Raw genomic sequence first — 14,501 nt, 5'->3', positions numbered from 1 at the left:
CGAGGAAGTTTCAGTCCGTGCGGTCGGGCACGAAACCGGCGGCGATCCGGTCGAAGTTCGCCTTGTTGGCCTGCCAGTCCTTCTCGGCGATCTCCCACCGCAGGGCGTACCCACGGTTCTTGGCCGTCACGAACCCACGGTTACGAACGTGGATCCGCTGCCCGTCCCGGGTTTCCAGCCACTCCCAGTCCCCGCAGGTCTTCCAGAAGTCACATGGCTTGATGCTGAGGTACTGATAGTTCTTGACGAAGTCCTTACGGTTCGGCTCCTGCTGCTGCCAGTCCTTGACCGCGTCCTTCGCCGGCGTGGGGGTCCACTGCACCAGCAACTCACCCGGCCCGTTGGACTGGTCGAAGACGACAGTGCTGCCGTCGGGTTGGCTGCGCACCCAACCATCGGGGATCGGCAGGGCGAAGCCGGCCGGGTCCTTGTGCAGCTTCCAGCCCGCCGGCAGCGCGTTCGGGTCGACCGAGGGCGTGGCCGACGGGGTCGGACTCGGGGCGCCCGTGGTGGGCGGGGGCACCGCCGCAGCGGAGGTCGGCGCCGGTGCCGAGGTCGTGGCAGCACCGGTCGGGTCGGCCTGCGAGGTCTTGTCGTCGCCCTTGGTGAGCATCGGCACGACCACCACGAGGCCGATCAGCAGCAGGGCGACTACGGCCCCGATCAGCAGGTTGCGTCGGGTGTTGTTCGGCTTCGTGCCATCCGAGGGCGGCACCGGCGCGCGACCGGACGGACCCACCGGCGGCATAAGCGACGTCGGCGTGGTCGGCTTGCGCTGCTCCGGAGCCACCGGCGGGCCGTCGACGACCGTCGGCTCGTCGTCGCCGTTCGTCGTACCGTCGCCGTTCGTCGTACCGTCGCCGTTCGTCGTACCGGCGCTGCTCGTCGTACCGGCGCTGCTCGTGTCGGGGGCGGTCGTGACCTTCGCGGTCGGCTCTGCCTCGGGCGGCGAGGGACGGTCGATGGTGGCGGTCGGCTCGGCCGGCGCCGCTGCGGTCGGCTCGGCAGCCGAACCGGAGGAGACGATGGCCGTCGGCGTGGCATCGGCGGCAGAAGTCGTGGCGGCAGCGGAAGCCGCGGCGGCGGCCGGTGGCGGCGACACCGGCCGGTCGACACTCTCGGCCGGTCGCGGGGCTGGCACCACCGGCACGCGCGGCTCGCGCGGACCGTTCGGCCCAGGCCGACGTACGCCATCAAGCAGTGAGATCCCACGCGACCGCTTGCCCGCGGCGCGGCGCAGCAAGCGCTCCGCCACCTCGGCGGTGATCCGCTCGCTCGGGTCCTTGCGCAGCAGCCCGTTGAGCACGGCCTTGAGCGGGCCGGCGTTCTTCGGCGGCGGAATCGGCTCGGTGGCCAACGCGGCCAGAGTGCCGATCGCCGACGGCCGGGCGTACGGCGACTTGCCCTCGACCGCCGCGTAGAGCGTCGCACCCAGCGACCACAGGTCGGCCTCCGGACCGGCGGTGCCGTCCCGGGCACGCTCCGGGGAGATGTACGCGGGTGAGCCGAGCACCATGCCGGTGCGGGTCACGTTGGGGTCACCCGGGATCGTGGCGAGACCGAAATCGGTCAGCACCACCCGGCCGTCCTCGCCGAGCAACACGTTGCCCGGCTTGACGTCGCGGTGCATGACACCGGCCTTGTGCGCGGCGCTCAGCGCACCCAGCACGCCGAGGCCGATCTCCACCGTGCGGGCCACCGAAACCGGGCCATCCTCGGCGAGAGTGTCCTGCAACGACTTCGACGCCACGTACTCCATCACGATCCACGGATCGCCGTCGGTGCGCAGCACGTCGAAGATGCGGACGACGTTGGCGTTGTTGAGCCGGGCGATGGCCCGCGCCTCCCGCAGCGAGCGCTCACGCATCTCGCGGCGCTCCTCGTCGGTGAGGCCGGGCGGCGGCACCAACTCCTTGATGGCGACGTCGCGGTGCAGCACCTCGTCGCGCGCCTTCCACACCCGACCCATGCCGCCCTGGCCGAGCGGCGACAGGAGCCGGTATCGGTCAGCGACAAGTTGGGGAAGCGCGTTCGACATCGGTGAGACGGTACCCGGACCGTCCGACGCTCACACCGCCGGCACGCCACTGTGCGTTTCCCGTAACTTCCGGCCGCGTACCCTGGCGGCATGTCTGCCGAAGAGCCGCTGTTCCGGGTCGTGCGCGGCGTGCCCACCGCCGAGGAGTTGGCCGCTCTGGTGGGGGCGATCGTTGTCCGGTCCCGCCCAGCCGCCGCCCCCGCTGCGGCGACGACCGCTTCCGCCTGGGTGCGCAGCGGTCGACCGGGCAGCTCCAGCGGCTGGCGCACCGCCGGCCTGCCTCGCTGACCCGACCCGCCCACGCGGGGGCTGTCAGGGGAACGTGCAGCCGTTACGCTCACTCAGGGAAACGATGCCGTTACGGGTAGGGAGGATTCATGATCCCCGAAGAGAACCGGCCAGCGCCCTGGCTGCGCGGTTACGGCGGCATCGAAGCCGACATCAGCCAGCTCCGAGAGTTCGCCGACCGGCTCGCCGCCGAGGTCGAGAGCAACTACGCGCCGCACCTCTCGTACATCGCCGAAGACATGTCGGCCAAGCTGCCCAATCCGTGTGATGCCTTCGTCGAGCTGGTCACGTTCCTGCACGCGCACCACGAGACGCAGCAGGCGACCGCCGACATGGTGTACGCCGTCCGGGGCACCACCGGCCACCTGGCCGCCGCCGCTGGCCAGGTCGCCACCCACTACGCCGACAGCGATGCCTTCACCGCCGCCCGAGTGGTGGACGTACAACAGGCCCTCGCCAACCCGTTGAACATGCTGCCCGGCGGCCCGACGCCGACACTGAACGACCCAACCAGCCCTGACGCCGAAGGGCCGGTGATGCTGCCGTGATCGAACGGGGCACCGGCCGCACCTCCGGCCTCACCGACTGGCAACTCATGGACGTCAACAGCATGTGGGCCTGCCTACAGGACCACGACACCGCCAACCACTGGAAGCAGGTCGCCGGCTGGCGCAAGGTCTGTGACCTGGCGCAAACCCACCTCGGCCGCCTACACGAATACCGGCGCGGGCTCGCCGCAGCATGGCCCCCCGAAACCAGCGCCGCCTCCGGCACGTACCTCGCCCAACTCGACGACCTGATCGACAAGGTGCAGCGCACCTACGACGCCGCCGCCGCGAACTACACCGCGCTCTCCGCCGCAACCCAGGCCATCGGCACCACCCGCGCCGCACTCCGCAAGGTCCATGACGAGTACGCGACCAAGCTCCAGCAAAAGCAGGCGTACGACTCGATGGCCGCCGACCCGAAAGCGGTGATGGGCAACCGGGTCACCGAGTCGCCTGTTACTGATGGGGATCTGGAACGGCTGAACGCGCAGGCCCGGTCCATGATGTTCAACTTGAGCGGCGAACTCCAACAAGCCCAAGCAACCCTCCAAAAACCACCACCCGTGGCGCGGTCTCCGATTCAGTCTGGAGATCCCGATGCAATAACCGCTACATCCGTGGCACCGATCATCCCACCGATTATTCCGATGCCGATTCCCACAGACGGAAGCGGTGCTACCGCCCGAATTTCAGCACCGGTTAACCCTGCGCCAGTTCCGCAAGCACAAGGGGTCGGTCCAGTGCTGGGAAGCGCGGGAACTGGGCTAATAACCAACCCCGCAACTGTAAACACAGGGGGCTCACCGCCGCCGGTTGCGGCTACCAATCCAGGGCCGGGCTTCCCGCCAGCCAGCACACCGATCTCACCTCGCCTGCCAAGGGCACCAAGTTCGGGCGGACAAGCGTCAGGTAGCAGTCTTGGTCGGCCTCAATCCCCGCCCCCCTCTCTGCCGATACGCCCAAGTCCTCCAAGTGGAGTAATTGGCGGCATGCCCGGTGGGGGCGTCAGTCCGCTAGGACCGAACGCGGCCCAGCCCCGCAAGGTCAACCCAATTGGCGGAGTTATTGGAGGTGGCGGCGCCGGCACCGGACCCACCGGAGGCGCCGGTTCTCGTCCCGGCAGCGGCCGAACACCTACCTCAACCTACGGCAGTCCCACACCGATCGGCGGCGCGCCTCCACTCGGCGGCAGTTCGGGGATTGGGCCGCCACCCGGGCGGCAACGACAACAGCAATTCGACGCGGACACCAGTCCCCGGTGGGATCCAGACAATCCGTGGGAGACTGACCAAGGGGTGAACCCGATCGTCCGTCCCGGCAACGAGCAAGGCCCAATCGACCCCGGCCCAGCCATTGGCTTTAACCGTTGAGCATGGGACTCCGTGGGCCATTCATAGCATCCTACGCGCTACTCGCACTATCAGTACCGGCAGCAGCGCCTACACCTCCAAGCCCCCTAGCAGGCGCCTCCGCCCTAATTCGACAAGAGCAATGGCACCTCGATTTTTTGAATACACCCAAGGCTCAATCCATAAGCCGCGGCAACGGCGTCGTCGTCGTCGTACCAGACACGGGGGTAGATCCACACCCCGACCTCCGCAATAATCTGCTCCCGGGAATGGATGCCATTCCTGGCGGAAGCGGTGACGGCAGGAAAGATTTGGACAGTCACGGCACATCAATGGCTGGCCTTATCGCGGCCCACGGCCAAGGCGGAAGATTGGGGGCTCTAGGAATAGCGCCCGAAGCAAAAATCTTGCCAATCTACGATTCGCTGCCAAACGGGAAGGGCGAGCCTGACGACTTGGCGCGAGGTATCGAGTATGCGATCGCGAACGGCGCAGACATAATAAGCATTTCTTCTGTCGGCGGGAGCAGCTCAAGACTGCGTCAAGCGATCCGAGGCGCCCTCGACGCAAATATTGTGATTGTGGCCGGCGCTGGCAATCTACCCCGAGATCAAACCGTTGGATATCCGGCCAGCGAAGAGGGTGTTATCGCGGTTGGGGGTGTCGATCGCGCTGGACAACACGCTGCCATCTCGGTTACCGGGCCGAAGATCGATGTTGTCGCCCCTGCGGTCGACATATACAGCACCAGCTATGGCGGAAAGTACTCAAAGGGGACTGGGACGTCGAGCGCGACGGCGATTGTGGCGGGCGCGGCTGCACTGATCAGGTCCAAGTACCCATACCTGCCGGCTCGGGAGGTGGCGCATCGGCTAACCGCAACCGCTATCGACAAGGGCCCTCCTGGACGCGACGACGAGTACGGCTATGGGGTCATCGATCTTGTGGCAGCGCTAACGGCAGACGTACCGCCGCTGGGGTTTGAATCGGTTAGCGCGCCGGCCGGTGCTGGCCCAACCACGACGGCCGGCGCTCAGCCGGGTGGCGATAGCGATGGCGCGACCGTACGTGGCCTGGCCACCCTTGGGGTGATCGTGGCTGTCGGGGTCGGGTGGGCGGTGATAGCGCGGCGCCGTCGGCGTGGCGATGATCCGCCGCCGAGGATCAGTCGCTGATCGATCATCGGGACGGTGATCGACTCGGTTTTCATGATGTCGGGGTGTCCGGGACTGCGGGATACCCCGGTTTCCTTGAACGCGAGTGGATCAAGAAACACGAGTGCACCAAGGACGCGAGTGCACCAAGGACGCAGTCCGGCGGCTGGCGATCTGTACGGCCGGTCGTGCCACCGACGAGTCTGATGGTCCGGCGCTAGGCGGTAACGTCGGGCTCGTGTCTGAAACTTTGCCGCTCCGCCTCGTGCTCGCTTCGGCCAGCCCGGCCCGCCGTAAGTTGCTCCAGGCTGCTGGTGTGGAGCCGGATGTGCTGGTCAGTGGGGTGGACGAGTCCCTGGTGGTGACCGAGCGGGCCGAGGAGTTGTGCCTGGAGTTGGCTCGACTGAAGGCGCAGGCGGTGGTGACCCGGCTGAGCCCTGGCACCGATCAGCGGACGTTGGTGATCGGGTGCGACTCGGTGCTCGCCTTCGACGGGGAGATCCTCGGCAAGCCGGCGGATGCGGCCGATGCGACCCGGCGTTGGCTGCGGATGCGGGGTCGCAGCGGTGTTCTGCACAGCGGGCACTGCCTTGTTGATGTTGCTGCCGGGCGGCGCGCGGAGGCGGTCGCCTCGACCACGGTCCACTTTGCTGACATCAGTGACGACGAGATTGCCGCGTACGTGGCCACTGGGGAGCCGCTCGCGGTGGCCGGCGCGTTCACGATCGACGGGCTGGGTGGGCCGTTCGTGGAGCGGATCGAGGGTGACCCCGGGACGGTGGTCGGGTTGTCGATGCCGCTGCTGCGCCGGCTCCTCGCTGAGTTGGATCTGCGGATCACCGACCTGTGGACGACTGTCGCGCCGGGAGGCCAGACGGTCGAGCCGCTCGGTAACGTCCGGTCATGACCACCAAGTCGATCCCGCTCACCGACGAGCTGCACGCCTATCTGGTCGCACACGGCTCCCCACCGGACGAGATCATCCGGGACCTGGCCGAGGAGACCCGGTCGGTGCTGCCGGAGCACGCCACCATGCAGGTGGCCCCGGAGCAGGCCGCGTTCCTGACGTTCCTCACCCGACTGCTCGACGTGCGGCAGGCCGTCGAGGTCGGCACGTTCACCGGGCTCTCGGCGCTGGCGATCGCCCGTGGGTTGCCCGAGGGTGGGCGGCTGACCTGCTTCGACATCTCTGAGGAGTTCACCGGCATCGCCCGGCGCTACTGGGCTCGGGCCGGCGTGCAGGATCTGATCGACCTGCGCATCGGCCCGGCCGGGGACCGGCTGCGGGAGTTGCCGCACGAGCGGCACCTGGACTTCGCGTTCATCGACGCGGACAAGACCGGCTACCCGGTCTACTGGGCGGAGTTGGTGCCCCGGATGCGTCCGGGTGGGGTGATCGCCGTCGACAACGTGCTGCGTGGCGGGCGGGTGATCGCCCCGCAGGACGAGAATGACCGGGCCATCGCCGCATTCAACGACGAGGTCCTCGCCGACGTCCGGGTGGACCCGGTGATGCTGCCGATCGCGGACGGCCTCACCCTCGCCCGGGTCCGCTAAGCGCCGGCAACCGCCGAAGCGCGCCAGCAAGCAGCAGCCGACGAACACGGAGATCGGGGTGTCCCCCAGCTGAGGACACCCCGATCTCTAGGAACTCAGCGGACGCTGCGGGCGAACTGGCGAGCGGCCCAGTAGACGCCCAGCGCGGCGAGGACCGCGGTGATGCTCAGGCCCTGCCAGACCTTGTCGCTGCCCAGGTCACCAGCGAACAGCGCCCGGGTGCCATCGACCGCCCAGGAGAACGGGTTCCAGTTGGCGATGCCCTGCAACCAGCCGGGTGCGAAGGTCAGCGGCAGCAGGATGCCGGAGAGCAGCAGCACCGGCTGCGCCACGGTGTTCATCAGCGGGGCCAGCGCGTCCTCGCTCTTGACCTTGAGGGCGACGCCGTAGGAGACGGCCGAGGTCATGAGGGCGATCAGGGCGAGCATCAGGTACGCCAGCAGCAGGTCCCCGATGAACACGCGCAGGTCGAACAGGAGCGCCAGCAGCGTGATGATGACCGCCTGCGCCATGAGCGAGACCACGTCGCGCAGCGAGCGGCCGAGCAGCAGGGCGAGCCGGCTGATCGGGGTGACCCGGGAGCGTTCGATGACACCGGCGCGCAGCTCGGCGATCAGGCCGAAGCCCTGGAAGAGGCCACCGAAGATGGCCAGCAGCACCAGCAGACCCGGTACGAAGATCTTGTAGGCGGCGGCCTGGGTGGGCGCGTTGAGCGCGGGCTTGAGCAGCGGGGCGAAGAGCAGCAGGTACATGACCGGCTGGAACACACCGACGAAGACCCAGACCGGGTTGCGCAGCAGGAGTTGGGTCTGGCGCTGGAAGATCAGCCACGTGTCACGGGCGAATTTCATGAGAGTCGTCTCCGGTGGGGTCAGGACTCGCGCAGCGAGCGGCCGGTCTTGGTGAGGAAGACGTCGTCCAGGCTGGGTCGGTGCAGCTCGATCGAGCGCAGCTCCAGCCCAGCGTGGTCGAGTCGGCGCAGCACCTGCGGGATGGCGGTGGCGCCCTCGTCGACGTAGAGACGCAGGCCGCCCTCGTCGACGGTCTCCAACTTGTTGACGTACGGCTCGCCGTCGAGCGTCTTGGCAGCCTGCCCGGTGGCGGCCAGGTCGAGGCCGACCAGCACCACGTCGCCAGAGATCTCGCGCTTGAGCTCGGTCGGGGTGCCCTCGGCCACCACCTCGCCGTTGTCCATGATCGCGATCCGGTCGCAGAGCGCGTCGGCCTCGTCCAGGTAGTGCGTGGTGATGAAGACGGTCATCCCGTCGCCGCGTAGCCGCCGGATCTCGTCCCACATGTGCGCGCGGCTCTGCGGGTCGAGGCCGGTGGTCGGCTCGTCCAGGAAGACGATCTTCGGCTCGTGGATGATGCCGAGGGCGATCTCCACCCGGCGGCGTTGGCCGCCGGAGTAGGTCTTGCACTTGCGGTCGGCGTACTCGGTGAGCTGGAAGGCGTCCAGGGCACGGGTGGCGCGCTGCTGCGCGTCGGCCTTGCTGATGCCGTACATCCGGGCGTGCAGCACCAGCTCCTCGCGGGCGGTGGACTCGTCCCAGGTGCTGCCGCCCTGCGGGACGTACCCGATGCGGCGGCGCACCTCGGCCGGGTCTTTGCGCAGGTCGGCGCCGGCGATGGTGGCCTCGCCGCCGTCCGGCTCGATCAGCGTGGCGAGCATCCGCAGCGTGGTGGTCTTGCCGGCGCCGTTCGGGCCGAGGAAGCCAAAGATCTCGCCCTTGGCAACCTCAAGGTCGACGCCCCGCACGGCGTCCACCGTCTTCGTCTCTCGACCCGCGCGGGAGCGGAACGACTTCCGCAGCCCCCTGGTCTCGATCATTTTTGCTCCTGGTCGTTCGGGCCGGCCGGGCCGGCCGTCGAGTGGGACGACGCCGGACGGCGCACTCCCCCGCTGTGCCGCCAGCAGGCTAACGCGATATAGCGTCTTTGGTCAACTTTGATTATTCCGCGTCGGTGCCGGCCGGCTCCCCGCCGTCCCTCCACCCCGACCAACCCTGCGCTTCATCCAGCTCAGCAGGCAGGTACGACACTCCGGAATCGATCCGCTCCGCGATCCGCTCGCACCAACTCATCTCCGCCTCGGCCCGCGCCGACCACAGCTCCAACATCCAGCCCACGTGCACCGGCTTGCGGTTGCGCACCCAGTCCGACTCCAGCGAGGCGCGCATCGACTCGACGCCAGCGCGCAGCAGGTTGGCCCGGTTACGCAGGGCCGCCGCAGCCTCGGCCCGCGGCATGGCCGGCAGGAAGGAGAAGGCCGCCGCGAACGGGTCGGCGGGCTCGCTGATGTTCCACCAGAAGTTGCGCAGCAGCGTCTCGAACTCGTCCTCCCCCTTGACCGTCACCTCGTACGTGGTCCGCGCCGGACGGGCACCGACCTGCTCGGTCGCGACGGCGCGGAGCAGCCCTTCCTCGGTGAGTTTGCGCAGGGCGTGATAGATCGATCCGGGCTGCACGTTCGCCCACTTGTCGGCGCTCCAGCTGAGCAGTTCGCGGCGCACGTCGTAGCCGTGCACGGGCTGCATCCAGCGCACCAGGCCGAGGATCATCATCCGAGTCGAAGACACCCGATAAGCGTAATAGCCAAGTTTGACTAAGCAGTGGTGGGCTCAGTGCGGCATCCCACACTGAGCGATCGTTAGGGCCGCCGGGGGTGGCCGATACACTCCCCGTCAGTAACCTGCCCGGGAGGAGCCACGAAGGTGCGCAAGGTACTCATCGCCAACCGCGGCGAGATCGCCGTCCGGGTGATCCGCGCGTGCCGCGACGCCGGCCTGGGCAGCGTCGCCGTGTACGCGGACTCCGACCGCGATGCCCTGCACGCCACCCTCGCGGACGAGGCGTACGCGCTCGGCGGGGACACCGCGACCGAGACCTACCTGCGCATCGACAAGCTGCTCGACGTCGCCGCTCAGGCCGGCGCCGACGCCGTACACCCGGGTTACGGCTTCCTCAGTGAGAACGCCGACTTCGCCCAGGCCGTCATCGACGCCGGGCTGACCTGGATCGGCCCCACCCCGCAGGCGATCCGCGACCTGGGCGACAAGGTCACCGCCCGGCACATCGCCCAGCGGGCCGGCGCGCCGCTGGTCCCCGGCACCCCGGATCCGGTGGCCAGCCCGGACGAGGTGATGGCGTTCGCCGTCGACCACGGCCTGCCGGTCGCCATCAAGGCCGCCTTCGGTGGCGGTGGGCGCGGCCTCAAGGTGGCTCGCACGATGGAGGAGATCCCCCAACTGTTCGAGTCGGCCACCCGGGAGGCGGTCGCGGCGTTCGGTCGGGGTGAGTGCTTCGTCGAGCGGTACCTGGACCAGCCCCGGCACGTCGAGGCGCAGGTCCTGGCCGACCAGCACGGCAACGTGATCGTGGTGGGCACCCGGGACTGCTCGTTGCAGCGACGCCACCAGAAGCTCGTCGAGGAAGCGCCCGCGCCGTTCCTCACCGACGCCCAGCGGGCGCAGATCCACTCCAGCGCCAAGGCGATCTGCCGCGAAGCTGGCTACCACGGTGCCGGCACTGTGGAATACCTGGTCGGCGTGGACGGCACCATCTCGTTCCTGGAGGTCAACACCCGACTTCAGGTCGAACACCCGGTCACCGAGGAGACCGCCGGCATCGACCTGGTCCGCGAGCAGTTCCGGATCGCCGACGGCGACAAGCTGCGGATCACCGAGGACCCGACGCCGCGCGGGCACTCGATCGAGTTCCGGATCAACGGCGAGGACCCGGGCCGCAACTTCCTGCCCGCCCCGGGCACGGTCACCGCGCTGCGCCTGCCCACCGGCCCGGGCGTGCGGGTCGACACCGGCATCTCGGCCGGCGACGTGATCGGCGGCAACTTCGACTCACTGCTCGCCAAGGTGATCATCACCGGTGAGACGCGGACCGAGGCGCTGGAACGCGCCCGCCGCGCGCTGGACGAGATGGTCCTCGACGGGATGGCAACCGCGCTGCCGTTCCACCGGCTCGTGGTGCGGGACGAGGCGTTCACCGCCGAGCCGTTCACCGTGCACACCCGGTGGATCGAGACCGAGTTCCACAACACCGTGCCGCCGTTCGCCGCCGCCGCCGGCGCCGCCGAAGCGCCGGCCGAACGCACCACCGTCGTGGTCGAGGTCGGCGGCAAGCGCCTTGAGGTCAGCCTCCCCGCCAGCTTCGGCGGGAGTACGACCACCGCGGCACCCGCCTCCCGCAAGCCGACTCGGCGCGGGGGCGGAGCCAAGGCCGGTGCCCTGGTCGGCGGCGACGCGCTCACCTCGCCGATGCAGGGCACCATCGTCAAGATCGCGGTAGCCGACGGTGACACCGTGGCCGAGGGTGACCTGGTCGTGGTGCTGGAGGCGATGAAGATGGAGCAGCCGCTGCACGCTCACAAGGCGGGCACGGTCAGCGGTCTCAGCGCCGAGGTCGGTGCCGTGATCACCGCTGGCGCCCCCATCTGCACCATCGCCTGAGCTGCCGCTAGTCGGTCGACGGTCAGCGCAGGGCCTCGGTGGCCACCGCGCGGACGGCTGTGGTCAGGGCGTTCAGCACGTCCGACTCCAGTCGCCAGTGCTGCCAGTACAGCGGCACGTCCAGGTACCGGCCCGGCGCGAGGTCGACACATCGACCGGCGGCCAGGTCGGCCTGGGCGATCTGCTCCGGCACCAGACTCCAGCCCAACCCGAGCCGCACCGCCTCGCTGATCGCGGGCACCGACGGCACGTAGTGCACCGGGGGGTCGAGCGGCCGACTGGCCATCGACCTGATGAAGCGGTGTTGTACCCGGTCCTTCCGGTCGAAGACGATCAGCGGCGCGCTCGCCAGCGCGGCGACGGTGCATCCTTCGCCGAAATGGGACGCCGCGAATTCCGGCGTGGCCAGCGCGTGGTAGCGCATGGCCCCGAGCCGCAGCACCCGGCAGCCCTGCACGGCCTCCCGCTGGGCGGTGACCGCCGCCGTCACCGAACCGTCGCGGAGCAGGTCGGCGGTGTGGTCCTGATCGTCCTGGCGCAGGTCGAACGAGAGCCCGGCCCGCTGCGGCAACCGGGCCAGCGCAACGGGGAACCAGGTGGCCAGTGAGTCCGCGTTGACCACCACGGCGACCCGGACGCGGCCACCACCGGCCAGCGGGCCGCGGGCCTCGGCCAGCGCCTCCCGTTCGAGCAGCGTGAGCTGGCCGGCCAGGCGCAGCAGTGGACGACCGGCGTCGGTTGCCACACACGGTCGGGCCCGGCGGACCAGCACCTGACCGACGGTCTCCTCCAGTGCCTTGATCCGTTGACTCACGGCCGATGGCGTGACGTGCAGCAGCCGGGCCGCCGCGTCGAAGCTGCCCTCCGCCACCACCGCCGCGAGTGTCCGTAACTGCGCCGAGTCGAGACCGTGCATCAGCAAAGCTTAAGTTGCGTCAGAATCTTTAGTTGGACTGATGACCGCCGTCCGCCCTAGCGTCGATCCGTGTTCACCTCCGCCGTCTCCGGCTTCTCGATCTCCATCGCCCTCATCGTCGCCATCGGGGCCCAGAACGCCTTCGTCCTGCGCCAGGGCCTGCGCCGCGAGCACGTCGTACCCGTGGTGCTGACCTGCGCCGTGTCGGACGCGCTGCTGATCACAGCGGGCGTCGCCGGGGTCGGCACGCTGGTGGCCGGCCGGCCGGGCGTGCTGACGGCGATCCGCTGGGGTGGCGCAGCGTTCCTGCTCTGCTACGCGGCCCTCGCCGCCCGCCGCGCGCTTCGTCCCGGTGCCCTGCTGCCCACCGAGCGGCCACCGGCCACGTTGGGGGCGACCCTGCTCGCCTGCGCCGCCTTCACCTACCTGAACCCCCACGTCTACCTGGACACCGTGCTGCTCCTCGGCGGCGTGGCCCAACAACACCCACACCGGTGGGTCTTCGGCGCCGGCGCCGCCCTGGCCAGCGTGGTCTGGTTCACCGCGCTCGGCGTCGGCGCGCAGCGCCTCGCGCCGCTGCTCGCCCGTGCCGTCGCCTGGCGAGTGCTGGACGCGGTCATCGCCGTCGTGATGGCCGGCCTCGCCGTGGCGCTCCTGGTGGGCTGAGCCGGCGGTGCGGGTGTTTTCCATGCCCACCGGCGGCGGGAAGTGCCGCGAGCGGGAATGATGATCGGGTGCGCTTCCTTCACGGCGCGGTTCCCGCGCACGACCTGACCTATACCGACGTCTTCATGGCGCCGGCCCGCTCCGACCTGGGCTCCCGCCTCGACGTCGACCTGTCCACCGGCGACGGCACGGGCACGACCATTCCACTCGTGGTGTCGAACATGACCGCGGTCGCCGGACGGCGGATGGCCGAGACGGTCGCCCGCCGGGGCGCCATCGCGGTGATCCCGCAGGACATCCCGATCGAGGTGGTGGCGAATGTCGTCGCCTGGGTCAAGCAGCGCCACCTGGTCTACGACACGCCGATCACGCTGGGCCCGACCGAGACCGTGGGCGACGCCATCCACCTGCTGCCCAAGCGCTCGCACGGTGCGGTGATCGTGGTCGACGACGACGGCCGGCCGATGGGTGTGGTCACCGAGGCGGACACCACCGGCGTGGACCGGTTCGCTCAGCTGCGGCACGTGATGTCCACCGAGCTGCACACCGTCCCGGCGGACGCGGATCCGCGTACCGGTTTCGACAGGCTCTCGGCGGGCCGTCGGCGACTCGCCCCGGTGGTGGACGCCGAGGGTCGGCTGGTCGGGGTGCTGACTCGGCAGGGCGCGTTGCGGGCCACCCTCTACACGCCGGCGGTGGACGACCGGGGCCGGCTGCGCATCGCGGCGGCCGTCGGGATCAACGGTGACGTGACCGGCAAGGCCTCGGCGCTGCTGGAGGCGGGGGTGGACACGCTGGTCGTGGACACCGCGCACGGCCACCAGGCCCGGATGATCTCCGCACTCCAGGCGGTTCGCAAGCTGAACCCGGGCGTGCCGGTGGCGGCCGGCAACGTGGTCACCGCCGAGGGCGTACGCGACCTGGTGGAGGCGGGGGCGGACATCGTCAAGGTCGGCGTCGGCCCCGGCGCGATGTGCACCACCCGGATGATGACCGGCGTGGGGCGGCCGCAGTTCTCCGCCGTGCTCGACTGCGCGACCGCCGCCCGCCAACTGGGTCGGCACGTCTGGGCCGACGGTGGGGTGCGGCACCCCCGGGACGTGGCGCTCGCGCTCGCCGCCGGCGCGTCGAACGTGATGATCGGCTCCTGGTTCGCCGGCACCTACGAGTCCCCCGGTGACCTCTACACCGACGCGGACGGCCGGCGGTACAAGGAGAGCTTCGGGATGGCCTCGGCTCGGGCGGTCAGCGCCCGCACCGCCGACGACAGCCCGTACGACCGGGCCCGCAAGGCAGTGTTCGAGGAGGGCATCTCCTCGGCCCGGATGCACCTGGACCCGACCCGACCCGGCGTCGAGGATCTGATCGACGAGATCATCGCGGGGGTACGCAGCGCCTTCACCTACGCGGGTGCGCGAGACCTGACCCAGTTCCATGAGCGGGCGGTGGTAGGCGTCCAGAGCGCGGCAGGCTTCACCGAAGGAATGCCGCTGCCCACCAGCTGGTAACCCCGTCACCG

The 14,501-nt window shown here is 69.5% G+C and carries 13 protein-coding genes; 8 read left to right on the top strand and 5 right to left on the bottom strand.

Translation table 11 applies throughout. The features are described 5' to 3' along the window. Positions 1–10: 10 nt before the first annotated feature. Positions 11–2,038, bottom strand: a complete 2,028-nt coding sequence (locus tag IF46_RS0102955) for a serine/threonine-protein kinase (protein WP_030486691.1) — start codon at positions 2,036–2,038, stop codon at positions 11–13. Between the two features lie 90 nt (positions 2,039–2,128). Here IF46_RS0102955 and IF46_RS0102950 point away from each other — a divergent pair, with 90 nt between their 5' ends. The 5 genes from IF46_RS0102950 (at position 2,129) to IF46_RS0102925 (ending at position 6,934) form a co-directional block, all read left to right on the top strand. After that, positions 2,129–2,326 (top strand): acyl-CoA carboxylase subunit epsilon, encoded by a 198-nt coding sequence (locus IF46_RS0102950; protein ID WP_030486690.1) that lies wholly within the window; start codon positions 2,129–2,131, stop codon positions 2,324–2,326. Positions 2,327–2,415: 89 nt separating this feature from the next. Next, positions 2,416–2,874 carry a hypothetical protein gene (locus IF46_RS0102945; protein WP_030486689.1) on the top strand — a complete coding sequence of 153 codons (459 nt, stop codon included), beginning with the start codon at positions 2,416–2,418 and terminating at the stop codon, positions 2,872–2,874. 1,372 nt (positions 2,875–4,246) lie between these two features. Then, entirely contained in the window at positions 4,247–5,398 is a 1,152-nt protein-coding gene (locus IF46_RS33565) for a S8 family serine peptidase (protein WP_084597729.1), read from the top strand. A gap of 217 nt (positions 5,399–5,615) precedes the next feature. Continuing rightward, a complete protein-coding gene (locus IF46_RS0102930; protein ID WP_030486686.1) occupies positions 5,616–6,284 on the top strand; it encodes a Maf family protein in 669 nt (222 codons plus the stop codon). Further along, entirely contained in the window at positions 6,281–6,934 is a 654-nt protein-coding gene (locus IF46_RS0102925; RefSeq protein ID WP_030486685.1) for an O-methyltransferase, read from the top strand. The genes IF46_RS0102930 and IF46_RS0102925 overlap by 4 nt, the downstream gene beginning before the upstream one ends. 95 nt (positions 6,935–7,029) lie before the next feature. On the opposite strand, the gene IF46_RS0102920 is transcribed toward IF46_RS0102925, so the two are convergent. The 3 genes from IF46_RS0102920 to IF46_RS0102910 all read right to left on the bottom strand — a co-directional run bounded on the left by IF46_RS0102920 (position 7,030) and on the right by IF46_RS0102910 (position 9,498). After that, positions 7,030–7,785: an ABC transporter permease gene (locus tag IF46_RS0102920; protein WP_030486684.1), complete on the bottom strand. Its 756-nt coding sequence runs from the start codon at positions 7,783–7,785 to the stop codon at positions 7,030–7,032. Between the two features lie 20 nt (positions 7,786–7,805). Beyond that, positions 7,806–8,765 (bottom strand): daunorubicin resistance protein DrrA family ABC transporter ATP-binding protein, encoded by a 960-nt coding sequence (locus tag IF46_RS0102915; RefSeq protein WP_030486683.1) that lies wholly within the window; start codon positions 8,763–8,765, stop codon positions 7,806–7,808. A gap of 121 nt (positions 8,766–8,886) precedes the next feature. Then, positions 8,887–9,498 carry a PadR family transcriptional regulator gene (locus tag IF46_RS0102910; RefSeq protein ID WP_030486682.1) on the bottom strand — a complete coding sequence of 204 codons (612 nt, stop codon included), beginning with the start codon at positions 9,496–9,498 and terminating at the stop codon, positions 8,887–8,889. Between the two features lie 150 nt (positions 9,499–9,648). Between IF46_RS0102910 and IF46_RS0102905 the strand changes: the two genes are divergently transcribed. Continuing rightward, positions 9,649–11,400: an acetyl/propionyl/methylcrotonyl-CoA carboxylase subunit alpha gene (locus tag IF46_RS0102905; protein ID WP_030486681.1), complete on the top strand. Its 1,752-nt coding sequence runs from the start codon at positions 9,649–9,651 to the stop codon at positions 11,398–11,400. Positions 11,401–11,422: 22 nt separating this feature from the next. Here IF46_RS0102905 and IF46_RS0102900 read toward each other — a convergent pair whose 3' ends face one another. After that, positions 11,423–12,316 carry a LysR family transcriptional regulator ArgP gene (locus IF46_RS0102900; protein WP_030486680.1) on the bottom strand — a complete coding sequence of 298 codons (894 nt, stop codon included), beginning with the start codon at positions 12,314–12,316 and terminating at the stop codon, positions 11,423–11,425. Between the two features lie 69 nt (positions 12,317–12,385). On the opposite strand from IF46_RS0102900, the gene IF46_RS0102895 reads away from it, so the two are divergent. Then, positions 12,386–12,982: a LysE/ArgO family amino acid transporter gene (locus IF46_RS0102895; RefSeq protein WP_030486679.1), complete on the top strand. Its 597-nt coding sequence runs from the start codon at positions 12,386–12,388 to the stop codon at positions 12,980–12,982. A gap of 68 nt (positions 12,983–13,050) precedes the next feature. Further along, positions 13,051–14,490 (top strand): GuaB1 family IMP dehydrogenase-related protein, encoded by a 1,440-nt coding sequence (locus IF46_RS0102890; protein WP_030486678.1) that lies wholly within the window; start codon positions 13,051–13,053, stop codon positions 14,488–14,490. Positions 14,491–14,501 lie beyond the last annotated feature (11 nt).

It is taken from the genome of Micromonospora chokoriensis (assembly GCF_000718555.1).
Lineage (GTDB): Bacteria > Actinomycetota > Actinomycetes > Mycobacteriales > Micromonosporaceae > Micromonospora > Micromonospora chokoriensis_B.
This window is presented reverse-complemented; position numbering and strand designations above follow the sequence as displayed.